The following is a 25,956-nucleotide window of genomic DNA, read 5'->3' on the forward strand; positions in this document are numbered from 1 at the left end:
CCCGATCCGGGCGTCGCGTCGTGGTCGCAGTCGAGCTGCGGGTGTTACAGCGAGGCGATGATCTCGCGCATGAGGTCGGCGGTCTCGCTCGGCGTCTTGCCGACCTTGACGCCGGCGGCCTCGAGGGCCTCCTTCTTCGCCTGCGCGGTACCTGCGGAGCCCGAGACGATCGCGCCGGCGTGGCCCATCGTCTTGCCCTCGGGCGCGGTGAAGCCCGCGACGTAGCCGACGACCGGCTTCGTGACGTTCGCCTTGATGAAGTCGGCCGCGCGCTCCTCGGCGTCGCCACCGATCTCGCCGATCATGACGATGGCCTTGGTCTCGGGGTCGGCCTCGAACGCGGCGAGCGCGTCGATGTGCGTCGTGCCGATGATCGGGTCGCCGCCGATGCCGATCGCCGTCGAGAAGCCGATCTCGCGCAGCTCGTACATCATCTGGTACGTGAGGGTGCCCGACTTCGACACGAGGCCGATCGGTCCCTTGCCGGCGATGTTCGCGGGCGTGATGCCCACGAGCGACTCCCCCGGCGTGATGATGCCGGGGCAGTTCGGGCCGATGATGCGGGTCTTCGAGCCCTTCGACTGGGCGTAGGCCCAGAACTCGGCGGAGTCGCCGACCGGCACACCTTCGGTGATGATGACGAGCAGCGGGATCTCGGCGTCGATGGCCTCGATGACCGCGTCCTTGGTGAATGCCGGGGGCACGAAGGCGATCGACACGTCTGCGCCGGTCTCCTTGATGGCCTCGGCGACCGTGCCGAACACGGGCAGCTCGACGCCGCCGTCGTGGGTCACGGTCGTGCCGGCCTTGCGGGCGTTCACGCCACCGACCACCTGGGTGCCGGCCTTCAGCATGAGCGCCGTGTGCTTGGTGCCCTCACCGCCGGTGATGCCCTGGACGATGACCTTGGAGTCCTTGTTGAGGAAGATTGACATGCTTGTGCGATCCCTTACTTCGAAGCCAGCTCGGCGGCCTTGTCGGCGCCTTCGTCCATGGTTGCGGCGAGCGTGATGAGCGGGTGCGCGGCGGCGGCGAGGATCTCGCGGCCCTCCGCGACCTTGTTGCCGTCGAGGCGGACCACGAGCGGCTTCGTCGCTGCGTCACCGAGGATCTCGAGCGCCTTCACGATGCCGTTCGCGACCGCGTCGCAGGCGGTGATGCCACCGAAGACGTTGACGAACACGCTCTTCACCTGGGCGTCGCCGAGGATGACGTCGAGGCCTGCTGCCATGACCTCGGCCGAGGCGCCGCCGCCGATGTCGAGGAAGTTGGCCGGCTTCACGCCGCCGTGCTGCTCGCCCGCGTAGGCGACGACGTCGAGCGTGGACATGACGAGTCCAGCGCCGTTGCCGATGATGCCGACCTCGCCGTCGAGCTTGACGTAGTTGAGGTCGTTCTCCTTGGCCTTGAGCTCCAGGGGGTCCTCGGCTGCGGTGTCTTCGAGTTCGGCGTGGTTCGGGTGACGGAAGGCGGCGTTCTCGTCGAGCGAGACCTTGCCGTCGAGGGCGACGATGCGCCCCTCTTCCGTGAGGACGAGCGGGTTGACCTCGACGAGCGTCGCGTCCTCACCCTTGTAGACGTCGTAGAGCTTCACGAAGACGTCGGAGACCTGGTCGACGAGCTCCTCGGGGAAGTTCGCAGCCTTCGCGATCTCGACCGCGGCCGCCTTGTCGACACCGGTGAGCGGGTTCACCTCGATGCGCGCGAGCGCCTCGGGCTTCTCGACCGCGAGCTGCTCGATCTCCATGCCGCCCTCGACGCTCGTGAGCGACAGGTAGGACCGGTTGGCGCGGTCGAGCAGCACCGAGAAGTAGAACTCCTGGGCGATGCGTGCGCCGGCCGCGACCATCACGCGCTTGACGACGTGACCCTTGATGTCGAGTCCGAGGATGGCCTTCGCCGCCTCGTAGGCCTCGTCGGGGGTCTTGGCGACCTTGACGCCACCGGCCTTGCCGCGGCCTCCGACCTTCACCTGGGCCTTGACGACGACCACGCCGCCGAGACGCTCGGCCGCGGCACGCACCTCGTCCGGGGTGTCGGCGATGATGCCGGCGAGGACCGGCACCTCGTACTGCTCGAACAGGTCTCGTGCCTGATACTCGTAAAGATCCACGTGTCATTCCCATCCGCGCTTCGCGCGTTCTGCTGTGATTGTCGTGGCGATTTTCGGCCGCGCGTTATCTCGGCGGCGAGAGAAAAAGGGCCAGTGACGACTCTACCCCCAGCGCTGCGCCGCAACCGGACGTTCACAGTGAACGACTAAGGTCGGGTCCATGACCGGCATGGCGGACCTCGCTCGCGAGGGCATCCTCGTCGCCGGCGCCGGACGGGCCATCCTGCTGCAGATCGCGGACCCCTCGGTCGCCGCCGGGGTGGCGCGGCACAGCGACTTCGGTTCCCGCCCGCTCGACCGGCTGCACGCCACCCTCACCTTCGTCTACGCGCTCGCCCTCGGCACGCCGGAGGAGCAGCGCAGCGTGGCACGGCGGGTGAACCACGCCCACGCGCCGGTCCGTGCCCGGCCGGGCGAGGCCGCTCCCGGGTACTCGGCGTTCGACCACGACGCGCAACTCTGGGTCGCGGCGACGCTGTACGACACCGCCGTCCAGGTCTACGAGCTCGTGCTCGGTCCGCTCGACGAGGAGTCGCGGGAGCGCCTGCACCGTGAGTACGCGATCGTGGGGACGAGCCTGCAGCTCCCGCCCGACCGCTGGCCTCCGACCCGGGCCGCGTTCGACGAGTACTTCGCAGCCCGGGTCGCGGGACTCCACGTCACCGCGGAGGCGCGCCGCGTCTCGATCGAGCTCCTGACCGCTCGCGCGGCACCGCTCCCCGTCCGGTGCCTGCTCCCGCTCGTCCGGCTCGTGACGGCGGGACTGCTGCCCGACGGCTTGCGGAGCGCCTACGGGTTCCGCTGGACGCCGCGGCAGCAGCGTCGCTTCGCGCGGCGGGTCGCCGTCGCGCGGGCCGTCTGGCCGCGTCTTCCGCAGCGACTCCGTGCGGCACCCTCCGCCTGGTACCTCCGGGTGATGCGAGAGCGGGATCGCACGGAGGCGGCCCGCCACCTCGGCTGACGACGTTCCAGCACCGCCCTCCACAGCCCATTGGCGGAGCCGTCCCGTCCACATTCGGATTCCCGCCCGGCTGACCGAGGTGCCGTGGTTCGCACGATGGGGGCATGACAACACACCACCTCCCCCAGACCGGCCGCCTCCTCGGCGGCAGACCGCGGATCCTCCGGCTCCTGGCAGCCGTCCCGATCCTGCTCACGCTCGTCCTCGGCATCGTCCTCGGCGGCGCGACCGCATCCTCCGCACTGACCGCCACCGGTGCCGCCTACGGTCACCGCGACGCGTCGAACGGCCGCTGGCTCGGCTCGTGGGCCTTCGACGACGGGACGGTCGGGTTCTGCATCAACCTCGACCTCCCGATCCCGCCGGGTCACGCCTACGAGCACGTCGACGGATCATCGCTCGGGTGGTTCACCCCCGAGGACGCCGCCCGCCTGGCCTACCTGTCGCGGCACTGGGGCGCCAGCCAGGACGCCGACGAGGCAGCTGCGGGCCAGCTCGCCACCTGGATCATCACCGGCCTGAACGGGTGGACGCCGGCGCAGATCGCCGCTCGGGCAGGAGCGAGCGCCGACCGCGTGCTCTCCCGGGCCCATCAGATGCTCGCCGAGGCCGACGGCCCCGGCGGCGCGAGTCGGGGAGCGAGCGCCACCATGTCCATCGAACGCGGCGAGGACGGATTCGACCTCGTCCGAACCGAACTCGCCGTCGACTTCATCTCCTCCGGCGTCACCACCCTGCCACCGGGCACCCACACCGGGACCGTCACCCTCGACGGCGCTACCTTCGAGGACGGCACGTCCGAGCGGGCCGTCGGGAACGGTGAGAGCCTGCGGATCCTGCCGAGCACCGATGCCGCCGTCGTGGCGTTCTCAGCGAACGCCACGTTCGGTGAGCTGCCCTACGGTGCCGGCCTCACGATCGCTCGAAGCGCCGCCAACGTGCAGAGCGTCCTCATCGCCCGCCCGATCACGGTCGCGGCCGGAGCGAGCGCCGACCGCGAGCGCCCCACGCCACTCCCCTTCCAGCCGGTCGTCGTCACCACCACCTCGCACGCGACGGCGACACCGGGAACAGAGGTCACCGACCGGCTGTCCGTCGGGATCGCGACCGACACCGGCCTCGCAGCGGAGTGGGGCCTCATCGGGCCGGAGGGTGGACCGTACACGCCGATCCCGGTGACCGTCCGAAGCCAGTTGCTCGGTCCGTTCGCGGAGCGCCCGGTCGAGGCACCGGAGGTCCCGCTCGGAGCACCGGTGGTCTGCGAGGTCGAGACGCTCGTGGATGCAGGCCCCGGCGAGTACACGACGCCGTCCTGCGTCCTCCCCGAGGACGGCTACTACGTCTGGGTCGAGCGCATCGAGCCAAGCGACACCCTGCCGGAGAACGGCGGCACGATGATCCGCCCCTGGCGATCCGCCTTCGGCGTCGCCTCGGAGATCACCCTCGCCTCGACGCCGACCGTGCCCGAAGCGCGCCTCGCCGAGACCGGCGCCGACGACCGCTCCCTGCTCCTCGCCGGCACTGCGGCGATCGGAGCGCTCGCGCTCGGCGGCATCCTGCTCACCCTCCCTGGGCGGATCACTCCGAGTGGTGCGGGTGCGGGGCTCAGCGCACGTCGAGGAGGGGTGCGAGCTGGGCGCGGTCGACGTCCAGCCACGGCGCCGCAGGGTTCACGATGATCCCGGTGATGCCCTCGTCACTGCGGAGCGCGGCCGCGAGTTCCGCTGCGGTGACCGGGTACGCGTCATCCCCTCGTCCCAGTGCAGCGATCTCGATGGGCGAGGTGAAGACCTCCAGCAGTCGACGGTCGCCGAGGCGGGTCTCCGCGATGCCGACGGTCTTGCGGTTGCCGTCCTTGTCGACCTCGGCGCGACCGGCTACGAACCCGCCATGTGCAGCGAGTGCGGCGACCAGCCGCTGGAGGGCATCGGGTTCACGCGGCTGGGCGAGCGCCTGCTTCGCGAGGTCGTTGTTCCGGCCGTCCCCGAACAGACGCACGATCAGCGTCTTCGGGACGACCGCACTCGCCTTGCCGTCGGCGGGGTTCAGGACGATGCCGGCGTAGCCTTCGCCGGTCGCCTGACGGAGTGCCCAGACGGCGTCCACCGCGACCCCGGTGACCGGCCCGTCCGCCGTCCGCGTCTTCTCGAGCTCACGCGACGAGGTGAAGGCGAGGAGGTAGACGGCACCCTCCGGGTCGCGGTGGACGCCGAGCGGGATGCGCCCGGCGGCCTTGTCCTCATCCGAGACACCGTCGAGGCTCGTGGACAGCAAGAGCTTGCCCTGGATGCTCTGGCGCAACACGTGCATCATCGCCCGTTCATCGCCACCCTCCGCCAGCGCCGTGAGCGCCTGCGCGAGGTCGACGTTGGAATCAGGCTCGACGGGAGCGGGTGCCCGCGCCGGCGCCGGGGCCGCAGCAGGCACGGAGACAGGCGCCTCCGGAGTCCGAGCGGCCGCGTTGACCGTCGTGACCGAGATCGACACCTGCGGCACGGTCTCCGTCGCCTCGGCAGCCGGATCCACCTCATCCTCAGGTGCCGAGGTCTCGGCCTCCACGGCTGCAGATCGGGCATCGGACGCGTTGCGCTTGGAGAACAGACCCATGGTGCATCAGCCTAGATGCTCGATCCGGCGCAGGGAACCGCCCGGACCGACGGCGCGCGCCTCAGCGGTCTCAGTCGAGCTTCTCGATGGGTGCGATCTTGATCAGCAACTTCTTCGCCCCGGCTGACTCGAACTGGACGTGGGCGATGCGCTTCGCGCCCTCGCCGGTCACCGCGTTCACCCGCCCCACACCGAAGTCCGCGTGGGAGATGCGGTCGCCGGGGACGAGCTCGAGATCGCCGTTGTCGCGGACCTTCGCCGTGATGCGGTTGGCCCAGGCCGTCTCCGGCTTGCTCGAACCGCCGGAGAACCGGGTGTCGCCGGCGGAGGCGCCCTCGGGGAGCGAGCGGACCGACCAGCGGTCGCTGGAGGGGGCACGGCGGGCGTTCAGGGCGCGCGACTGCGTGCCACCACGACCGTTGACGTTGCCGGGCGACTGACGCCACTCGATCAGTTCAGCCGGGATCTCCTGCAGGTAGCGGCTGGGCATGGCGACTGCGGTCTCGCCGTACTGGGCACGCGTCATCGCCAACGAGAGGTACAGGCGTTTGCGGGCGCGGGTGATGCCGACGTAGAACAGGCGTCGTTCCTCAGCTGGGCCGCCCGGCTCGTTCGCCGACATCCGGTGCGGGAGGAGGTCCTCCTCGATGCCCGTCAGGAAGACCGCGTCGTACTCGAGGCCCTTCGCCGTGTGCAGGGTCATGAGCGACACGCTGCCCGTCGCGTCGTCGAGGTCGTCGGCCGCGGCGACGAGCGAGACCTCGGTCAGGAAGTCGACGATGCCGCCGTCGGGGTTGTTCTTGGCGAACTCCTTGGTGACGGCGATGAGCTCGTCGACGTTCTCGGCTCGTGCCTCATCCTGCGGGTCGCGACTGTTGCGCAGCGAATCGAGGTAGCCGCTCTTCGTCATGAGGAGCGACAGGACGTCGCCGACCGCGGTCGCGGACGCCGTCGGGCGGTCGGCTGCAGCGGCCTCGTCGAGCGCAGCCTGCGCTTCGTCGAGGAGGGCCGACAACTGCAGGATCGCGCTCGTGACCTTCGGCCCGAGCCCGAGGGCGTCGGCGCGCCGCATGGCCTCGCGGAAGGTGACGCCGTTGTTCTCGGCGAAGCTCGCGAGTGCCGTCTCCGTCGCCGGTCCGATGCCACGTTTGGGCGTGTTCAGGATGCGCCGCAGCGCCATGATGTCGGCCGGGTTCGCGACCGACACGAGGTAGGCGAGGGCGTCCTTGATCTCGGCGCGTTCGTAGAACTTGGTGCCGCCCATGATCCGGTACGGGAGGGCCGCACGGATGAAGATCTCTTCGAGCGCACGGGTCTGGGCGTTGGTGCGGTAGAACACGGCGATGTCGCTGTAGGCCGTACCGGCGTTCCGGAGCTTCTCGATCTCGTCGGCGATGAACTGCGCCTCGTCGTGGCCGGAGTACCCCGTGAAGCCGACGATCTTCTCCCCGTCGCCGACGGCCGTCCAGAGTCTCTTGTCCTTGCGGTCGAAGTTGTTGGAGATGACCGCGTTCGCCGCCGAGAGGATGTTCTGCGTGGAGCGGTAGTTCTGCTCGAGCAGCACCACCTTGGCGCCCGGGAAGTCGCGCTCGAACTCGGTGATGTTCCGGATGTCGGCCCCGCGGAACGCGTAGATCGACTGGTCCGAGTCGCCGACGACGGTGAGCGAGGCACCCTCGGTGCGGGTGACGGCGAGCTGATCCGTGCCGGCCTCAGGCGCGCGGGTGAGCTCCCGGATGAGCGAGTACTGGGCGAGGTTGGTGTCCTGGTACTCGTCGACGAGGATGTGGCGGAACCGCTGCTGGTACTGCGCGGCGACGTGCGGGAACGCCCGGAAGAGGAACACCGTCTGGCTGATGAGGTCGTCGAAGTCGAAGGCGTTCGCGTCGGCCAGCGCGCGCGTGTACTTCCGGAAGACCTGCAGGAACACGAGTTCCTGGGGGTCGTTCGTGTTGATCGTGCGGGAGTACGACTCGACGTCCGACAGCTCGTTCTTGAGCTTCGAGATCTTCGCCGAGGTGTTCGACGGCGTGAAGCCGTATGCGTCGGCCTCGAGCTCCTTGATGATGCGCTTCAACAGGACACGTTGGTCGCCGCTGTCGTAGATCGTGAAGTTCTTGGTGAAGCCGAAGTGCTCGGCCTCGCGGCGGAGGATGCGGACGCAGGCGGAGTGGAAGGTGGAGATCCACATGCCCTGAGCGGCCTGGCCGACGAGCGCCTGCACCCGCTCGCGCATCTCGGCGGCAGCCTTGTTGGTGAACGTGATCGCCAGGATCTGGCTCGGCCAGGCCTCTCGCTGCTCGAGCAGCAGCGCAACGCGGCGGGTGAGCACACTCGTCTTGCCGGACCCGGCACCGGCGACGATGAGCAGGGCCTGGCCCCGGTACTCCACCGCGATCCGTTGCTGGGGGTTGAGCCCCTCCAGCAGCCGACTCCCGCCGGCACGCTCGTCGGAGGACGACTCGGGGACGGTTGCCGTGGGCCAGCCGACGATCACCGGTTGCACGGCGTCGGCGTTCGAAGAAGGAGAGCTCGCCATATCGCCTGCAAGTCTAGGCGCTGCCCCCGACATCGCTCGGCCGAGCACCGCCGTCGCGGTGATCCGCACGGTCGCCGGCCGCCGACCGCGCGGCGACACCGAGGTCGGCCTGGTCGACGAAGAAGCCGTCGACCCCCGAGGAGAGCACCAGGACGAACTCTTCGAGCCAGCGGCCGACCGCCGCCGGATCGGCCCCGTCCCGGAAGGGTGGCGCGAGGAACCGGTTCTCGGGGCGGAGCGTCCAGGTGTAGACGCGCAGGCCCGCCGCGTGGGCGCGCTCCACGAGGTCCGTCGGCCGGGCACCGTCGTCGCCCAGGTCGATGAGCATCGCCTTGTCCACGCTGATGGCGTCGACCTCGAGGGCGAGCGCCGCGAGTCCGGCGTCGGTCATCGCGTCGGCGTAGGACGGGGCCGAATCCCCCAGCCGGGCGACGAGATCGCTCGGCCTGCCGGACCGCTCGATGAGGTACACGAACTCCGCCTGCACCCGACGGGCCTGCAACGCCATGAGGACCGACTGCTCGAACGACTCGACGATGAGCGGCTCGGCATCGGGATCGGTGCCGAAACCCAGGGCGGCGAGCTCCTCGGCCAGGAGTCGATCGAGCGGGAGGCCGATCGACGCGAAGTAGTCGGCGTGCTTCACCTCGGCCACGATGCCGACGGGTCGTCGGTGCGCTCCGGAGGCACTGCGCACGACCGCGACGAGGTCGGCGAACCGCAGGATGCCCTCGGTGCCGTCGAATCCCGCACTCACCGTCCGTACCTCGGGGATCCGCTCGCGTGCGGTCAGGGTCGACAGCTCGGCCCAGGTGAAGTCCTCGGTGAACCACCCGGTCAGCTCGTGGCCGTCGACGCGCTTCGTCGTCCGCCGGTCGGCGAACTCCGCTCGGGCGGCGACGTCGGTCGTCCCGGAGATCTCGTTCTCGTGTCGGACCACGAGGACTCCGTCCTTCGACGCGACGAGATCGGGCTCGACGGCGTCCGCACCAAGCGCGACGGCCAAGCGGTAGGAGGAATCGGTGTGCTCGGGGCGGTAACCGGGAGCCCCGCGGTGTCCGATGACGAGCGGGTTGGGCAGGGAGTCGATGCGCACGCCATCAGCCTAGGACGACGCTCCGGCGTGCGCGCAGGGTGCCGGCTGTCAGCCCGCCGCGAACATCGGCGTCCGTTCGGGGTTTTCCACGCGCGACCCGGCTGATTCAAAGGGAACTCGGATACTCTGGGTGTCAGCAGCGCCGCTTGGCGCGACACAGCCTCCACGACTGAGAGTAGGAATCAGCCATGGCCCTCGACAATCCCGCGTTCTCGAAGAACCCGGCATTCGCGAAGCAGGGAGGCGGGACGCTGCAGGCAGCTCAAGCAGCGAACCCCTCGCTGACCGCCGAACAGCTCCGCAAGATGTACGAGCAGCCCACCGCACCGGCGGGCGTCGGCACCGCCGACCGCATGACGATCGAGAACACGCTCGTCAAGACCCTCGGCTCGTTCGCCGTCCTCGTCGTGTTCGCCGTCATCTCCTGGATGTGGACGACCTCCCTCCTGCAGGCAGGCAGCGGCTACGCCCTCCCCATGATCATCGGCATGATCGGCGGCCTCGGCCTCGGTCTCGTCAACTCCTTCAAGAAGGAGCCGGTCCCGGCGCTCATCCTCGGGTACGCGGTCTTCCAGGGACTCTTCGTCGGTGGCATCTCGCGCGTCTTCGAGGCGAACCCGGCCTGGTCCGGCGTCGTCGTCCAGGCGGTCCTCGCGACCCTCGCCGTCGTCGGCGTGACCCTCGCCCTCTTCGCGAGCGGCAAGGTCCGCGCCTCGAAGAAGCTGACGAAGGTCTTCCTCGTCGCCATCATCGGCTACGGCGTCTTCCAGCTCCTCAACCTCGTGCTCATGTTCACGGGCGTGCTGAACAACCCGTTCGGCCTCTACGGCGCGACGATCTTCGGCATCCCGCTCGGGATCGTCATCGGCATCTTCGCGGTGCTGATGGGTGCGTACTCGCTGGTGCTCGACTTCGACTTCATCCAGCGCGGCGTGCAGAACCGCGCACCCGCCAAGTACGGCTGGACCGGCGCCTTCGGCATCATGGTCACGGTCATCTGGATCTACGTCGAGATCCTGCGTCTGCTGGCCATCTCCCGCAACTAGGAGCGCACGCATTGCGAGGCCCGTCCCGTTCGCGGGGCGGGCCTTCGTCGTTCGAGGAACCGGCCGGTCGAGGGACTGCCCTTCGACAGGCTCAGGGACCGGACCCCTCGCACCGGGCACCATCCCCCGTCCCTGAGCCACCCACCCCGGTCCCTGAGCCGCTCACCCCGGCTGAGCCGCTCACCCCGGTCCCTGAGCTTGTCGAAGGGCGCGGACGACGGAAGGCCGCCCCGCGAACGGGACGGCCTTCCGATGACTCAGGGAGCGATCACTCCCACTCGATGGTCCCCGGTGGCTTCGACGTGACGTCGAGCACGACGCGGTTGACGTCCTTCACCTCATTGGTGATGCGGTTGCTGATGCGCGCGAGGACGTCGTACGGCAGGCGGGTCCAGTCGGCGGTCATGGCGTCTTCAGACGAGACCGGTCGCAGCACGATCGGGTGGCCGTAGGTGCGGCCGTCGCCCTGCACGCCCACGGAACGGACGTCCGCCAGCAAAACCACGGGGCACTGCCAGATCTCCTGGTCGAGCCCGGCCGCGGTCAGTTCCTCGCGGACGATCGCGTCGGCGTCGCGGAGGAGGTCGAGACGCTCGGCCGTGACCTCACCGACGATGCGGATACCGAGTCCGGGACCGGGGAACGGCTGACGGCCGACGATCTCCTCCGGGAGGCCCAGCTCGCGACCGATCGCCCGGACCTCGTCCTTGAACAGGGTGCGCAGGGGCTCGACGAGTTCGAACTGGAGGTCCTCGGGCAGGCCGCCGACGTTGTGGTGGCTCTTGATGTTGGCCGTACCGGATCCGCCGCCGGACTCGACGACGTCGGGGTACAGCGTGCCCTGGACGAGGAAGCGGATGGGCTCACCCTCGCTCTGGGCCTCCTTCACGAGGTCGATCTCGGCCTGTTCGAAGGACCGGATGAACTCGCGGCCGATGATCTTGCGCTTCTGCTCCGGGTCGCTGACGCCGGCGAGCGCCGACAGGAACTGCTCGCGGGCGTCGACCGTGACCAGACGGACACCGGTCGAGGCGACGAAGTCCTCCTCGACCTGGCGTCGCTCGTCCTTCCGGAGCAGGCCGTGGTCGACGAAGATGCAGACGAGCTGGTCGCCGACGGCCTTGTGCACGAGCGCCGCGGCGACGGCCGAGTCGACACCGCCGGAGAGTCCGCAGATGACCTTGGCGTCGCCCACCTGGGCGCGGATGCGGTCGACCTGTTCGGCGATGACGTTGCCGCTGTTCCAGTCGGCCGGGATGCCGGCCGCCCGGTGGAGGAAGTTCTCGAGCACCTGCTGGCCGTAGGCGGTGTGCTTGACCTCGGGGTGCCACTGGACGCCGTAGAGGCCACGTTCCGCGTTCGCGAAGGCGGCGACCGGGGTCGAGGCGGTCGAGGCGAGGACATCGAAGCCCTCTGGGGCCTTGGAGACGGAGTCGCCGTGGCTCATCCAGACGTTCTGCTCGGTCGGGACGCCGTGCAGGAGGGTTCCCGGGACGTCGACGACGCTGGTCGCGTCGGTCGAGCCGTACTCCCGGAGACCGGTGTGCGCGACCTCGCCACCGAGCTGCTTGGCCATGACCTGGAAGCCGTAGCAGATGCCGAAGGTCGGGACGCCGAGCTCGAGGATGCCCTCGTCGAGCGACGGGGCGCCCGGCTCGTACACGCTGGACGGGCCACCGGACAGGACGATCCCGACGGGGTTCTTGGCGGCGACCTCGGCGGCGGACACGGTGTGCGGCACGATCTCGGAGTACACGCCGGCCTCGCGGACGCGACGCGCGATCAGCTGTGCGTACTGCGCACCGAAGTCGACGACGAGGACCGGTCGGGCGGCGGTCTGCTCCGCTGCGGCTGCGGGGGTGGTTTCACTCACTGCATGGACTCCACGGGTTCGGCGGCCGCTGCTGCTTCGCGGCCGGAGAGGTAGCCCTTCACTTCCCGCGGGATGCGGCTCTCGAAGAAGAAGGACAGGAACGGGATGATGCCGCCGAGCGCGAGCCAGAGCAGACGCAGGACGTTCCACCGCATGAGGCTCCAGAGCCGGAACGCGGCGAACAGGTACACGACGTAGAACCAGCCGTGGATGATGAGGATGCCCGTGCTGAGGTTGACCGCTGTGGCGGTGCCGGAGGGCACGAAGGCGAGGAAGCCGTAGGCACCACCGAGCTCGAGCTCGAGGCCGAACGCGTACTTCATGAGCATCTCGGCGCAGAGCGACAGGAGCAGCACACCGGTGATGGGGGCGGCCACCTGGTAGAACTTCAGCGCGCCTCGGATCGCGGGAAACGTCGACGGTTTCGGCTGGAGGGGCATGTGCCCATCTTACCCGCGGCCGCCAGGCGACCGGACATCACTGACGGAGCGCTGCGGCCTCCTCCTCGGCGTCCTCGAGCTCCTCGATCTCGCGCTCCCAGGCGTCCTTGGCGAGCCGGAACCAGAGGAACACGGCGAAGCACGCGAAGACGACCCACTCGGCCGCGTAGAAGATGTTCAACCAGTTGAGCTGGATCTCCTGGCTGGGCGCGGGTGACGAGATGGGCTCGAGTCCGTCGACGGCCACGTCGTCCACGACGAAGGCGCTGAACACCCGCAGGCCGTCGGCGTCGTTCCACCGGTTCAGCAGAGCGGCGACCGACATGTTGTCGAGGTCGGTCGGTGCGGCGTCCGCAGCCGGCTCCTCCGGGCCCTCCGGCGGGTTCAGCCGCCCTTCGAGCTCGACGGCGCCGGTGGGGGCGTCCGCGTTCAACGCCTCTGCGACGCGGTCGGCGGTCTTGCGGTCCTTCGTCCAGCCGAGCGCGACCGCGAGACCGGCCTGGTCAGGGCGGTCCGTCGCGAGGTGGCCCGTCACCCAGTACCCGAGCGTGCCGTCGTTCACCCGGTTGCCCACCACGAGGTAGTCCTCCGGCACCCAGGTTCCCGACACGCTCACCCGCTGACCGGCGTCGGCCTCTCGGATGCCGACGCTCGGCTCGAGGACGTCTGCGAGCGGCCGGACCGACTCGGTCTCGGTCGGCACCACCTGCCCGGATTCGATGGCGCGTGCGAGCTGCCACTGCCCGAGCGCGGCGAACGCGCCCGCGACGGCGAGACAGAGCACGAGGACGCCGATCCACCGGGGACGCAGCATGACGGAGCGGAGCGTCGGACGGACCTGTCCGTGGTTGTCGGGGCCTGGTGCCGACGGGGCGGTGCTAGTAATCGGGCTCTCGCTTTCGTGCTGGTGGTTCCTGGTCGTTCATCGCCTGTTCGACGAGTCGGTCGATGGCCGCCTGATCGGTGTCGGCGGGCGTCGTGTCCTGGTCGTCGCCCGCACCCTCGACGAGCGCGATGGCCTCCTCCGCCGTCGTGTCGACCTGCTCCGCTCGGCGCGCTTTCCGGCGACGCGGACGCAGGATGACGGCGCCGATCTGCTCGGACCGACCGGCGACGATCGGACCCATCACGGCCATGATGAGCACATAGAGCCCGGCGAACGGCTGGATGAGCGGATTGAGACCGGCGCTCAGCGAGAGCGTCGCGAGGATGAGGGCGAACTCGCCGCGATTCTGCAGGATGACCGCGGCGTTGATCCCAGCTTGCGGCCCGAGTCCGTTGAGCCAGGCGACGAACTGACCGGCCAGGACGTTGAGGACCACCGTCATGAGGACGGCGAGGAGCACCGGGACGAGGACGCTGCCGAACTTCGTCGCGTCGAGCGCAAGGCCGAAGTTCAGGAAGAAGAACGCACCGAACACGTCGCGGAGCGGGATCGCGATCTGCTCGATCTTGTTGCGGAAGCGGGTGGCACCGAGGACCAGGCCGATGAGGAACGCGCCGATCGCGTCGGTGACTCCGAGGAGTTCCCCGATGCCGCCGAACGCGACCGCGAGGCCGAAGAACAGGATCGTGAAGAGCTCGTCGTCCTTGGTGCGGAACAGCCGCGACACGAACCGTCCGCCGAACCGCGCGATCGCGAACATCACGAGGATGAACGTGAAGGCGATCGCGAGCTTGCCGATGACGGGCCACACCTCGGTCTCGCCGCTCAGGACGACTCCGACGATGGCGAGGTAGATCGCGATGAAGATGTCCTCCACCACGGTGACGCCCAGGATCATGGGCGTCTCGTCGTTCGTCAGCCGTTTGAGCTCGATGAGGAGCTTCGTGACGATCGCGCTCGAGCTCGTCGCCGTGATGCCGGCGATGATGAGCGCCTCCCGCGTGCCCCACCCGACCAGGAACCCGAACACCAGCCCGGCGGCCATGTTGACGAGGATGTAGGAGCCGCCGGAGACGATGAGTTTCCCGGCGTTGCCGAAGAACTCGTCCTGATCGAACTCCAGGCCGAGGTTGAACAGCAGGAGCACCAGGCCGAAGACGGCGATGAGTTCGATCTGCGCGCTGGCGAAGTCGAGCGGGAACCAGCCCGTGTACGGACTCGCGAGCAGGCCGACGAGCATGTAGACGGGGATCGACGGGAGGCCGATCAGCTTGCCGAGGCGGCCGAGGATGTAAGCGATGACGAACAGGACGCCGAGGATGAGCAGATCCTGGCCGAGGTGGGGGTTGTCGGTCGCGGCGTGCAGCATGCCTACCCTCCGGGCGGAGCGTCGACGGCGACCTTCTTGACGGCGCCCGAACGGAAGTAGGCGAAGGCCTTGGCGACCTTCTCGGGACTGCCCGCGACGACGAGGGTGTCTCCCGGGAAGACCCGGAAGTCCGCAGCAGGAGCCGGGTTGGCGGAGTCGCCACGCACGACGGCGACGACGGTCAGCCCGACCATGCCCTTCTCGGCGGGGTTGCCGAGCGGCTGCCCGGCGATGTGGTCTTCGTAGTCGACCGTGAACCAGTCGATGCTCAGGCCGGGGATCTGGTCGAGCGCGCTGAGGGACTCGGTGATCTGCGTGCCACCGAGGAGTTCGGCCAGCGTGTGCGCCTCGTCCTCGTTGAGCCGGAGCGACACCTTGCCGGCGTCGGCACCGTCCTCGTGGTCGGCGAAGGTGATGAGGTCGCTGTGGCCGGACCGGTGGGCGATGACGCCGACCTTGCCGCCGTCGTCCGTGACGAAGGTGTGGAGCACACCGACCCCGGGAAGTTTGACCCGCCGAACATCCACCATGGCTGTACTCCTCAGGCTTGTTGTGGCAGTCCTCCTAGTCTATCCGCCACACCTGGCCCACTCGCCCGAGGCGCCCGCAGCCGTTGCGCTGCGGGCGATCACCGCCGGTTCAGGCCCCTGGGACGATGTCCGGTGCCTCCAGGCGCACGCGGTCGGCGGCCTCGTCGTTCGGCTGCTCCTGCGAGGCCCGCTCCGCGGCGACGCGCGTGAGGTAGTAGGAGACCTCCTTCTCGATGCGCTCCTCGGCCCACCCGAGGACCCCACCCATGAGCTTCGCCGCGACCGGGGCCGCCGAGACACCGCGGTCCCAGGCCTCGATGGAGATGCGCGTCCGACGGGCGAGGACGTCGTCGAGGTGGAGGGCACCCTCGTGGGAGGCCGCGTAGACGACCTCCGCCCCGATGTAGTCGTCCGCCCCCGGCAGCGCTTCGGCGAGCGTCGGGTCCTCCTTGATGAGGTCGAGCAGTTCGTCCGTCAGGACGCCGTAGCGGTTCAGCAGGTGCTCGATGCGCGCCGTGTGCACCCCGAAGGCCCGCGCGATCTTGCCACGCTTGTTCCAGGCCGCCTGGTACCCCTCGGCTCCGAGGAGGGCGATGTTCTCCGTCGCGCTGGCCGGGATCTTGCCGTCGAGTGCGTCCACCGCGGCGTCGATCGCGTCCTTCGCCATGACCCGGTAGGTGGTCCACTTGCCGCCGGCGATGACCACGAGACCGGGCACGGAGTGCGCGACGAGGTGCTCGCGCGACAGTTTCGACGTCTGCTCCGATTCGCCGGCCAGCAGCGGACGGAGGCCGGCGTAGACACCCTCGACGTCCTCTCGGGTCAGCGGCACGGCGAGGATCGTGTTGACGTGGTCGAGCAGGTAGTCGATGTCGGCCGCGGTCGCCGCCGGGTGCGCCTTGTCGAGGTGCCAGTCCGTGTCCGTCGTGCCGATGAGCCAGTGCCGGCCCCAGGGGATGACGAAGAGGACGCTCTTCTCCGTGCGCAGCAGGAGGCCCATGTTCGACTGGAAGCGATCGCGCGGGACGACGAGGTGGATGCCCTTCGACGCGCGGACCTTGAACTGGCCCCGCTCCCCCACCATCGACTGCGTGTCGTCGGTCCACACCCCGGTCGCGTTGACGACCTGCTTGGCGCGGATCTCGAAGCGCTCGTCGGTCTGCAGGTCGTGCGCCTTGACGCCCACGACGCGCTGTCCGACCTTGACGAACCCCTCGACCCGTACGCGGCTCGCGACGTGCGCGCCATAGGCCGACGCCGTCCGCGCGAGGGACGAGACGTAGCGGGCGTCGTCGACCTGGGCGTCGTAGTAGGTGAGTCCGCCCACGAACGCGTCGGACTTGAGGCTCGGAATCGAGGTCAGGACCTGGCGCTTGGACAGGTGCCGGTGGTGCGGGACGCCGGGCGGACGGCCACCGCTCCAGCTGAAGAGGTCGTAGAGCAGCATGCCGGCGCCGATGTAGAGGCGCTCGAAGACCGGCTTGTTGAGCGGGTACAGGAACCGGACCGGCTTCACCAGGTGCGGCGCGATGCGCTGCAGCAGCAACCCGCGCTCGATGAGCGCCTCTCGGACGAGTCGGAAGTCGAGTTGTTCGAGGTAGCGGATACCGCCGTGCACGAGCTTCGAGGACCGGCTCGAGGTGCCGCTCGCCCAGTCACGCGCCTCGAGCAGACCGGTGCTCAGACCGCGCGTGACGGCGTCGAGCGCAGCACCGGTGCCCACGATGCCACCACCGACGACGAGGATGTCGAGCTCTTTCGACTTCAACGCTTCGATCGCGGCGTCGCGTTCCTCCATCCCCAGCTTGGTGGAACGTGACACGTTGTTGTGGGTGGTGGCCATCGTCGAACTCCGCTCGCTGGAACCGCCCTCGCGATGATCCTGCCGGAGGCAGGTGCTCGTCCACGAGGCTCTGCCTCAGAGGCTAGTCGGCCCGATGCGACCCGACAACCGCTTGCGGAAGCGACTCGCTTCCGGCAGGGCTAGGCGCCCTGGTACGGCGCGACGACGACCTCGACCCGCTGGAACTCCTTGAGGTCGGAGTAGCCGGTGGTGGCCATCGAGCGACGGAGCGCGCCGATGAGGTTGGCCGTGCCGTCCGACTTCGGCGACGGGCCGTAGAGGATCTCCTCGAGGGTGGCGACGGTGCCGACTTCGACACGGCGTCCGCGCGGCAGGTGCAGGTGGTGCGCCTCGGCACCCCAGTGCCAGCCACCGCCGGGTGCGTCCGTGGCACGGGCCAATGCGGTCCCGAGCATGACGGCGTCGGCACCCATCGCGACGGCCTTGACGATGTCGCCCGAGGTCCCGAGACCGCCGTCGGCGATGACGTGCACGTAGCGGCCGCCGGACTCGTCGAGGTAGTCACGACGCGCACCGGCGACGTCGGCCACGGCGGTCGCCATCGGGGCGTGGATGCCGAGCGAGGCCCGCGTGGTGGAGGCGGCACCGCCACCGAAGCCGACGAGCACACCGGCCGCGCCGGTCCGCATGAGGTGCAGGGCCGCGGTGTACGTTGCCGCGCCACCGACGATCACGGGGACGTCGAGCTCGTAGATGAACTTCTTGAGGTTGAGCGGCTCCTGGTTCTTGGAGACGTGCTCGGCGGACACGGTGGTGCCGCGGATGACGAAGAGGTCGACTCCTGCGGCGACGACCGTCTCGTAGAGCTCCTGCGTGCGCTGCGGCGAGAGGGCGGCGGCGACGGTGACTCCGGCCGCGCGGATCTCGGCGAGCCGGGCGGTGACGAGTTCGGGTTTGATGGGCTCCGAGTAGATCTCCTGCATGCGCGCGGTCGCGCGGCCGACCGGCAACGACCGGATCTCGGCGAGCAGGGGCTCGGGGTCTTCGTATCGCGTCCAGAGGCCCTCGAGGTCGAGGACGCCGACGCCGCCGAGCTGGCCCATCATGATCGCGGTCGTCGGCGAGACGACGGAGTCCATCGGTGCTGCGAGCACCGGGATCTCGAACTGGTAGGCGTCGATCGACCAGGACACTGAGACGTCCTGTGGGTCGCGGGTCCGCCGCGACGGGACGACGGCGATGTCGTCGAACGCGTAGGCGCGCCGTGCGCGCTTTGACCGGCCGATCTCAATATCCATGCTCACCGCACCAGCCTACCGGTCGCCTGGAACGAGGACGGTCCGGCAGGCGGAAGCCTGCCGGGCCGTCGGCGTTCGTGCGGGTGCTTACTTGCGGTAGTTGGGCGCCTCGACGACGATCTGCACGTCGTGTGGGTGCGACTCCTTGAGGCCCGCCGAGGTGATGCGGACGAACTTGCCCTTGGCCTTCAGCTCGCCGATGTTGCGCGCGCCGACGTAGAACATCGACTGACGCAGCCCGCCGATGAGCTGGTACGCGACGGCCGACACCGGGCCGCGGTAGGGCACCTGGCCCTCGATGCCCTCGGGGATCAGCTTGTCGTCGCTCGGGACGTCGGCCTGGAAGTAGCGGTCCTTCGAGTACGAGGTCTTCTCGCCACGCGTCTGCATGGCTCCGAGCGATCCCATGCCGCGGTAGTTCTTGAACTGCTTGCCACCCACGAACACGAGGTCGCCGGGGCTCTCGTCGGTGCCGGCCAAGAGCGAGCCGAGCATGACGGTGTCGGCACCCGCGACGAGTGCCTTGGCGATGTCGCCCGAGTACTGCAGACCGCCGTCGGCGATGACCGGGACGTTCGCCTCGCGCGCCGCGAGCGACGCCTCGTAGACGGCGGTCACCTGCGGGACACCGACACCCGCGACGACGCGCGTGGTGCAGATGGAGCCCGGCCCGACGCCGACTTTGATCGCGTCCGCGCCGGCCTCGATGAGCGCCTGCGCACCGGAGCGGGTCGCGACGTTGCCGCCGATGACGTCGACACCGGCGAACGCCGGGTCGGCCTTGAGCTTGCGGATGATGTCGAGCACGCCGGCGCTCTCACCGTTGGCCGTGTCGACCACGATGACGTCGACGCCGGCGTCGAGCAGCTGGCCCGCACGGGACCATGCGTCGCCGAAGAAGCCGATGGCCGCACCGACCCGCAGACGACCGGTGTCGTCCTTCGTGGCCAGCGGGTACTTCTCGCTCTTGTCGAAGTCCTTGACGGTGATGAGGCCCTTGAGCTTGCCCGCCTCGTCGACGAGGGGCAGCTTTTCGATGCGGTGCTGCGCGAGGAGCGCCATCACCGCGTTGCGGTCGGTCCCGACGGGGGCGGTCACGAGACCGGTGCTCGTCATGACCTCGCTGACGCGGGTCGTGGCCTTCTCGAACGGCGACACGAAGCGCATGTCGCGGTTCGTGATGATGCCGACGAGCACACCCTTGTCGTCGACGACAGGGAGGCCCGAGATGCGGAACTGGCCGCACAGCTCGTCGACCTCGGCGACGGTGGCGTCGGCCGTGGTGGTGATCGGGTTCGTGATCATGCCCGATTCGCTCCGCTTCACGCGGTCGACCTGTTCGGCCTGGTCGGAGATCGACAGGTTGCGGTGCAGGATGCCGATGCCGCCCTCGCGAGCCATCGCGATCGCCATGCGGGCCTCGGTCACGGTGTCCATCGCGCTCGACAGCAGCGGCGTGTTCACGGTGATCCGCTTCGTCAGGCGGGACGAGGTCTCCGCCTCGCTCGGGATGACGTCGGTGTGCCCGGGCAGCAGCAGCACATCGTCATACGTGAGTCCTACGAATCCGAACGGATCAGGCTGGTCCATTTATCCCTCTCATAGCCACGAACACACCGGAGAAACGCAGACCTGCCGGTATCACCATCGTAACCGAGCAGGGCCTACCCCTATTCCACGATCCCGACAAATCGATGCGGAGAAATACGCACGGGCGAAACATGTAGGCAATAATCAGGTTCTATCGTCGAACAGCGTTGTCCGACGCAGGAGAACGGTTCACGGAAGTGGCCCGGCACTGGAGGTGCAGTGAAGTTCGCTGGAACGACCCGAAACCCGAGACTGGCACGGAGATTCGTGCTCCTCATCGCCCTGTTGTTCGGGGCCATCACCCTCACGTCCGTCATGAGCGCCGTCCCGGCTCATGCTGACGAGGTGGGCGAGGAGTACGACTTCTACTTCGCTGGGAACGTCAAGTACGACGACAAACCACTCGAAGGCGTGAACATCACGGTCGACGGCAACGGCTACAAGGCCGATGTCGACACCGACGCCGACGGCAAGTGGAAGATCGGCGTCCCCGAGAAAGGTACGTACAAGGTAACGCTCGACGAGGAGACCCTCCCGAAGGGCGTCATCGTCGCCGAGGGCGGCTCGACCATCGAGGCGAAGTTCGGCCTCACCCAATCGAAGTCCGTGAACTTCTTCCTCGGCGAGGGCGTCCGCGTCACCGTCAGCTTCTGGGATCAACTCGCAGAACGACTCGTCAACGGCTTGAACTTCGGGCTCATGCTGGCCCTGGCGGCCATCGGAGCCTCCCTGGTGTTCGGCACCACCGGACTCAGCAACTTCGCCCACGCGGAGATGGTGACCTTCGGCGCGATCATGGCGCTCGTGTTCGGGGTGTTCCTGCAATGGCCGATCTGGTTGGCCATCATCATCGCCCTCGCTCTGAGTGCCGCGTTCGGCTTCGCGCTCGACGCCGGCATCTGGAGACCCTTGAGACGCAAGGGCGTCGGCATCGTGCAGGTGATGATCGTCTCGATCGGCCTGTCGCTGGCGCTCCGCTACGTCTTCCTCTACTTCATCGGCGGCGGGACGTTCCAGCTGCCCGGTTCGGGAGAGGAGAACATCAAGCTGTTCGGTACGGTCTCGCTCAGCGTCACCGACATGATCAGCATGGCGGTCAGCGTCGTGGTGCTCCTCGGCGTGGCCTGGTGGCTCATCAAGACGAAGACCGGCAAGGCGACGCGAGCCATCTCGGACAACCCGAGCCTGGCAGCGGCCAGCGGTATCGACGTCGACCGCGTGGTCCGCATCGTCTGGATCCTCGCAGCGACGCTCGCCGGCCTCTCCGGCATCCTGTGGGCGTACTTCCGACCGGGCATCAAGTGGGACATGGGAGCGCAGCTGCTCCTCCTCATCTTCGCGGCCATCACCCTCGGCGGGCTCGGAACCGCCTTCGGCGCCATGGTCGGCGCCCTCATCATCGGCATCCTCGTCGAGGTCTCGACGCTCTGGATCCCGTCTGACATCAAGTACGTCGGCGCCCTCGTGGTGCTCATCGCGGTGCTCCTCGTGAGACCGCAGGGCATCCTCGGACGTCGCGAGAGAATCGGTTAGGGGCACGCGCATGGACTGGGGAAGCATTCTCTCGAACACGCTCGCTTGGGTCATCAGCCCGGAGACGATCGCGTACGCGCTCGCAGCACTCGGCTTGGCCGTGCACTTCGGCTACGGCGGTCTGTTGAACTTCGGTATGGCGGGGTTCATGGCGCTCGGCGCCTATGGCTACGCCATCTCGATCCTGAGCTTCAACCTCCCGTGGTGGGCGGGCATCATCGTCGGCTGTCTGGCCTCGGTGGTCTTCGCCTTCATCCTCGGCATCCCGACCCTGCGGCTGCGGGCGGACTATCTGGCCATCGTCACCATCGCGGCGGCCGAGATCGTCCGACTCCTCTTCACGACGCAGGTCTTCGACGAGTTCACCAACTCGGCCGACGGACTCGGCAACTACCACGAGGGCTTCCGCGCGGCGAACCCGATCCCGGAGGGCATCTACGGCTTCGGCCCGTGGGAGCTCAACGCGAACCAGTGGTGGGTCCGCATCTTCGGCATCCTGCTGCTCGCCGTCGCCGCGCTCCTCGTGTTCCTCCTCATGCGCAGCCCCTGGGGCCGCGTGCTGAAGGGCATCCGTGAGGACGAGGACGCCGTGCGCGCCCTCGGCAAGAACGTGTTCGCCTACAAGATGCAGGCGCTCGTCGTCGGTGGTGTCTTCGGCGCACTCGGCGGGGTGGTGCTGGCACTCCCCTCCGCGGTCGTGCCGAGCGTGTACGTCACGAGTCTCACCTTCTTCATCTGGACGATCCTCCTCCTCGGTGGAGCCGCGACGGTCTTCGGGCCGCTACTCGGCTCGGTGATCTTCTGGGTGATCATGGCGTTCCTCTCGAACGTCCTCCCGGCGCTCGTGAAGGCGGACGTCCTGCCGTTCATGAGCTCGACGCAGGCGTCGACGCTCCGCTACGTGCTGGTCGGTGTCGCGCTCATGCTGATCGTCATCTTCAGGCCGCAAGGCATCCTCGGAAACAAGAAGGAGCTGACCTTTGTCAAGTAACAGCTCACCCACCTCGCGACCGGTCAAGACCACCGGCCTTCACGTCGGCGAGATCGTCCCGGGCGTCAAGAAGGTCGACCCGATCCTCATCGCGGACCAGGTCACCCGGACCTTCGGCGGCCTGCAGGCGGTGAACGTGGAGCACCTGGAGGTGCCCCGCAACGCGATCACCGCCCTCATCGGCCCGAACGGTGCCGGTAAGACCACGCTGTTCAACCTGCTGACCGGCTTCGACAAGCCGAACACCGGGACGTGGAACTTCGACGGCAAGAGCCTCGGGGGCGTCCCGGCGTTCAAGGTCGCCCGCATGGGTCAGGTCCGGACCTTCCAGCTGACGAAGGCGCTCGGGCTGCTCACGGTGCTCGAGAACATGAAGCTCGGCGCGACCGGCCAGACCGGTGAGGGCATCTTCTCCAGCCTGGTGAAGCCGCTCTGGCGGAAGCAGGAGGAGGACCTCGAGGTCAAGGCGATGGACCTCCTGCGTCGCTTCAAGCTCGACACGAAGCGTGACGACTACGCCGCCAGCCTCTCCGGTGGGCAGCGGAAGCTCCTCGAGATGGCGCGGGCTCTCATGAGCGACCCGAAGCTCGTCATGCTCGACGAGCCGATGGCCGGCGTCAACCCGGCGCTCACGCAGTCCCTGCTCGACCACATCCTGGCGCTGAAGGACGAGGGCATGACCGTGCTGTTCGTCGAGCACGACATGCAGATGGTCCGGCACATCGCCGACTGGGTGGTCGTCATGGCCGAGGGTCGCGTCGTCGCCGAGGGCCCGCCAGACACCGTCATGGAGGATCCCGCCGTCATCGACGCCTACCTCGGGAGCCACCAGGACGTCGACCTCGGGGTCGTGACCGGCAGGATCGCCGGAGAGGACAGCGCTGCGGCCGAGGAGCTGCTCGCCGAGATCGAGGACGAACGGCTCGCGGCTGGTGCCGAGCCGGAGGAGGAACGGAAATGAGCGACGTGAAGGGTGCGCCGGTCGGTGGCACCGCGGTCAAGACCGCCGAGATGGTCGTGGAGGTCACCGATCTGACCGCCGGGTACCTCCCCGGCGTGAACATCCTGAACAGTGCCAACCTGACCGCCCGGAAGGGCGAGCTCATCGGCATCATCGGACCGAACGGTGCGGGGAAGTCGACGCTGTTGAAGGCGATCTTCGGTCAGGTGAAGGTGCGCAGCGGACAGGTGCTGCTGAACGGCGAGGACATCACGGGGCTCCGGGCGAACAAGCTCGTGGCCCGCGGCGTCGGGTTCGTCCCGCAGACGAACAACGTGTTCCCGAGCCTCACCATCGAGGACAACCTCAAGATGGGGCTGTTCCAGAAGCCGAAGCAGTACAACGAACGCCTCGAGTTCGTCACCGGGATCTTCAGCGAACTCGGCAAGCGGCTCAAGCAGCGCGCTGGTTCGCTGTCGGGTGGTGAGCGCCAGATGGTCGCGATGTCGCGGGCCCTCATGATGGATCCGCATGTGCTGCTCCTCGACGAGCCGTCCGCGGGATTGTCGCCGGTGCGCCAGGACGACGCGTTCATCCGGGTCTCGGACATCAACAAGGCCGGCGTCACCACGATCATGGTCGAGCAGAACGCACGTCGCTGTCTGCAGATCTGCGACCGCGGGTACGTGCTCGACCAGGGTCGTGACGCCTACACCGGGACGGGCCGCGAGCTCCTCTCGGATGACAAGGTGATCGGCCTCTACCTGGGCACGCTCGGCCAGGACGAGGACTGATCAGGGCGATCCCCACTCGCGGGTCGGCGGGTACTTCGGTACCCTCGAACATGCTCGTCCCGGCCGCGTGCCGAGCGACGGGCCAGAAGCCACCGGATCCCGACCGGTGAACGAACCACAACTCCTCCCTCCCCCGAGGGGCACCGTCGTACCAAGACGGCCTCCTGAGACGGGGACGGAGGAGTTGTGCATTCCCCCTCCCCCTTTCGCCAGCGCGGTGCGCTGACGCGAGCGCGGTCCTGGCGCGTGAGCGCGGGTCTCCGGAGGGGCGCGCTCACGCGCTGGACCCGCGCTTACGCCGAATACCCGCCCCCACGGCACAGCGACCCGCGCTGAGGCCGACGACCCGCGCTGGCGTCAGCGCACCGCGCTGGGCACCACTCCACCCTCGCTCCACCGGAGGCTGGATGGGAGCAGTTCTCCACATCGCTTCCACGACATGAGGTGACGGCGAAGGCGAACGGGCACGGTGAGGCGATGGAATCCTTCGATCTCAACCTGCTCCTCCGCCCGAACGGACTCCTCCTCGTCCGCGACGCACGTCGGGTCGGTGCCGAGCGCCTGGTGAGCGCCGCCCACCGCGACGGCGACCTGGTGCGTCTGCGGAAGGGCATCTACGTCCCTGAACCGATATGGAGTTCCCTGTCCCCCGATGACCGCTACCGCGTCCGGATCGATGCGGCGGCCGTCGCGCTCCGGAAGGACGCACTGTTCAGCCACTACTCGGCGGCGCGGTTGTGGGGACTCCCGATCGTGGGTCCATGGCCTCCCGAGGTGCACACGCTGACGAGCGGTGATCGCGGAGGTCGTTCGGCCCCCGGCATCATCCGTCACACGACGCAGGGCTCGGTCGCCCGTCGGATGCGGCACGGGCTCGCGGTCACGGACCCGGCTCGGACCGTCGTCGATCTCGCTCGGATCGCCCGCCTCGAGGACGCCGTCGCCGTCGCCGACGCTGCCCTCCGGCTCAAGCTCACCGACGAGACGGCGCTCCGCTCGCTCGCACGAGACCTGCCGGGCCGTCGGGGAGGACGGCAGGTGCGCTTTGCGATCGAGTTCGCGGACCCCCTCGCCGCGAACGGTGGTGAATCGAAGATGCGGGTCGTGATCGCGCAGCTCGGTTTCGCCCTGCCGGTGCTGCAGCAGGCCTTCTCCGACGCGGACGGACCGGTCGGTGTGGTCGATGCGGTCTGGCCGGACGAGCGCATCATCCTCGAACTCGACGGTCGGCAGAAGTATGTGCGGGAGGAGTTCACGCAGGGACGGGACGTGGCCGACATCGTCCTGGCGGAGAAGCATCGTGAGGACCGGCTGCGCGCGCTCGGCTACACCGTCGTCCGCGCCACCTGGGAGGACCTCGTCCATCCGAGCCGGCTCGCCGCGAAACTCGAGCGCGCGGGACTGCAACGCGCGTTCCGTTGACCCGGGCGCCCAACCGGTCGCTGTCAGCGCGGTGCGCCGGCGCGACCGCACCGCACCCTCCGTCAGCGCGGTGCGCTGGCAGGCGCCCCGTCGCCAGCGCGGTGCGTCGGCGTGAGCGCGACCC

21 protein-coding genes are annotated in these 25,956 nt (G+C 68.7%); 8 read left to right on the forward strand and 13 right to left on the reverse strand.

The features are described 5' to 3' along the window. Positions 1–44: 44 nt before the first annotated feature. Together sucD and sucC are read right to left on the reverse strand one after the other, a co-directional pair. Complete coding sequence (gene sucD, locus IFT89_RS01615; protein WP_064296653.1) at positions 45–935, reverse strand: succinate--CoA ligase subunit alpha; 891 nt, start codon at positions 933–935, stop codon at positions 45–47. Between the two features lie 14 nt (positions 936–949). Then, complete coding sequence (sucC, locus tag IFT89_RS01620; RefSeq protein WP_124768842.1) at positions 950–2,113, reverse strand: ADP-forming succinate--CoA ligase subunit beta; 1,164 nt, start codon at positions 2,111–2,113, stop codon at positions 950–952. A gap of 160 nt (positions 2,114–2,273) precedes the next feature. Between sucC and IFT89_RS01625 the strand changes: the two genes are divergently transcribed. Then, positions 2,274–3,074 carry an oxygenase MpaB family protein gene (locus IFT89_RS01625; protein ID WP_159877991.1) on the forward strand — a complete coding sequence of 267 codons (801 nt, stop codon included), beginning with the start codon at positions 2,274–2,276 and terminating at the stop codon, positions 3,072–3,074. 104 nt (positions 3,075–3,178) lie between these two features. Further along, positions 3,179–4,753, forward strand: coding sequence for a hypothetical protein (locus IFT89_RS01630; RefSeq protein ID WP_202938028.1), 1,575 nt, complete (start codon positions 3,179–3,181; stop codon positions 4,751–4,753). Here the strand turns inward: IFT89_RS01630 and IFT89_RS01635 are convergent. The 3 genes from IFT89_RS01635 to IFT89_RS01645 form a co-directional block, all read right to left on the reverse strand. Beyond that, complete coding sequence (locus IFT89_RS01635; RefSeq protein ID WP_202938029.1) at positions 4,680–5,681, reverse strand: SseB family protein; 1,002 nt, start codon at positions 5,679–5,681, stop codon at positions 4,680–4,682. The genes IFT89_RS01630 and IFT89_RS01635 overlap by 74 nt on opposite strands. A gap of 70 nt (positions 5,682–5,751) precedes the next feature. Next, positions 5,752–8,220, reverse strand: coding sequence for an ATP-dependent helicase (locus IFT89_RS01640; protein ID WP_202938030.1), 2,469 nt, complete (start codon positions 8,218–8,220; stop codon positions 5,752–5,754). A gap of 13 nt (positions 8,221–8,233) precedes the next feature. Then, complete coding sequence (locus tag IFT89_RS01645) at positions 8,234–9,310, reverse strand: glycerophosphodiester phosphodiesterase family protein (RefSeq protein WP_202938034.1); 1,077 nt, start codon at positions 9,308–9,310, stop codon at positions 8,234–8,236. Between the two features lie 194 nt (positions 9,311–9,504). Between IFT89_RS01645 and IFT89_RS01650 the strand changes: the two genes are divergently transcribed. Beyond that, positions 9,505–10,362 (forward strand): Bax inhibitor-1/YccA family protein, encoded by an 858-nt coding sequence (locus IFT89_RS01650; RefSeq protein ID WP_064296659.1) that lies wholly within the window; start codon positions 9,505–9,507, stop codon positions 10,360–10,362. Positions 10,363–10,630: 268 nt separating this feature from the next. Here the strand turns inward: IFT89_RS01650 and guaA are convergent, their stop codons facing one another. From guaA to guaB, 8 genes are all read right to left on the reverse strand, one after another. Further along, entirely contained in the window at positions 10,631–12,235 is a 1,605-nt protein-coding gene (gene guaA, locus IFT89_RS01655) for a glutamine-hydrolyzing GMP synthase (RefSeq protein ID WP_192018327.1), read from the reverse strand. Then, positions 12,232–12,675 carry a DUF3817 domain-containing protein gene (locus IFT89_RS01660; protein ID WP_056778703.1) on the reverse strand — a complete coding sequence of 148 codons (444 nt, stop codon included), beginning with the start codon at positions 12,673–12,675 and terminating at the stop codon, positions 12,232–12,234. The genes guaA and IFT89_RS01660 overlap by 4 nt, the downstream gene beginning before the upstream one ends. A gap of 37 nt (positions 12,676–12,712) precedes the next feature. Beyond that, positions 12,713–13,489 carry an SURF1 family protein gene (locus IFT89_RS01665; protein WP_202938031.1) on the reverse strand — a complete coding sequence of 259 codons (777 nt, stop codon included), beginning with the start codon at positions 13,487–13,489 and terminating at the stop codon, positions 12,713–12,715. 64 nt (positions 13,490–13,553) lie between these two features. Then, positions 13,554–14,930: a cation:proton antiporter gene (locus IFT89_RS01670; RefSeq protein WP_079705280.1), complete on the reverse strand. Its 1,377-nt coding sequence runs from the start codon at positions 14,928–14,930 to the stop codon at positions 13,554–13,556. A gap of 2 nt (positions 14,931–14,932) precedes the next feature. Continuing rightward, the gene (locus IFT89_RS01675) at positions 14,933–15,460 is read right to left on the reverse strand and encodes a cation:proton antiporter regulatory subunit (protein ID WP_056008027.1); all 528 of its coding nucleotides are present in this window, start codon (positions 15,458–15,460) and stop codon (positions 14,933–14,935) included. Between the two features lie 109 nt (positions 15,461–15,569). Next, entirely contained in the window at positions 15,570–17,303 is a 1,734-nt protein-coding gene (locus tag IFT89_RS01680) for a glycerol-3-phosphate dehydrogenase/oxidase (protein ID WP_202938032.1), read from the reverse strand. A 140-nt stretch (positions 17,304–17,443) separates the two neighbouring features. Continuing rightward, positions 17,444–18,562 carry a GuaB3 family IMP dehydrogenase-related protein gene (locus IFT89_RS01685; protein WP_064296664.1) on the reverse strand — a complete coding sequence of 373 codons (1,119 nt, stop codon included), beginning with the start codon at positions 18,560–18,562 and terminating at the stop codon, positions 17,444–17,446. Between the two features lie 87 nt (positions 18,563–18,649). Then, positions 18,650–20,152 carry an IMP dehydrogenase gene (gene guaB / locus IFT89_RS01690; protein ID WP_079705279.1) on the reverse strand — a complete coding sequence of 501 codons (1,503 nt, stop codon included), beginning with the start codon at positions 20,150–20,152 and terminating at the stop codon, positions 18,650–18,652. Between the two features lie 315 nt (positions 20,153–20,467). Between guaB and IFT89_RS01695 the strand changes: the two genes are divergently transcribed. The 5 genes from IFT89_RS01695 to IFT89_RS01715 all read left to right on the forward strand — a co-directional run bounded on the left by IFT89_RS01695 (position 20,468) and on the right by IFT89_RS01715 (position 25,832). Then, positions 20,468–21,685: a branched-chain amino acid ABC transporter permease gene (locus tag IFT89_RS01695; protein ID WP_192018385.1), complete on the forward strand. Its 1,218-nt coding sequence runs from the start codon at positions 20,468–20,470 to the stop codon at positions 21,683–21,685. Positions 21,686–21,695: 10 nt separating this feature from the next. Next, complete coding sequence (locus IFT89_RS01700) at positions 21,696–22,676, forward strand: branched-chain amino acid ABC transporter permease (protein WP_086474449.1); 981 nt, start codon at positions 21,696–21,698, stop codon at positions 22,674–22,676. Continuing rightward, entirely contained in the window at positions 22,666–23,637 is a 972-nt protein-coding gene (locus IFT89_RS01705) for an ABC transporter ATP-binding protein (RefSeq protein WP_064296668.1), read from the forward strand. Before IFT89_RS01700 ends, IFT89_RS01705 begins: the two co-directional genes overlap by 11 nt. Further along, a complete protein-coding gene (locus IFT89_RS01710) occupies positions 23,634–24,410 on the forward strand; it encodes an ABC transporter ATP-binding protein (protein ID WP_064296669.1) in 777 nt (258 codons plus the stop codon). Before IFT89_RS01705 ends, IFT89_RS01710 begins: the two co-directional genes overlap by 4 nt. 477 nt (positions 24,411–24,887) lie before the next feature. Continuing rightward, the gene (locus IFT89_RS01715) at positions 24,888–25,832 is read left to right on the forward strand and encodes a hypothetical protein (protein ID WP_138946535.1); all 945 of its coding nucleotides are present in this window, start codon (positions 24,888–24,890) and stop codon (positions 25,830–25,832) included. The last annotated feature ends 124 nt before the right edge of the window (positions 25,833–25,956 follow it).

It is taken from the genome of Plantibacter sp. CFBP 13570, from assembly GCF_014841395.1.
Taxonomy (GTDB): domain Bacteria; phylum Actinomycetota; class Actinomycetes; order Actinomycetales; family Microbacteriaceae; genus Plantibacter; species Plantibacter auratus.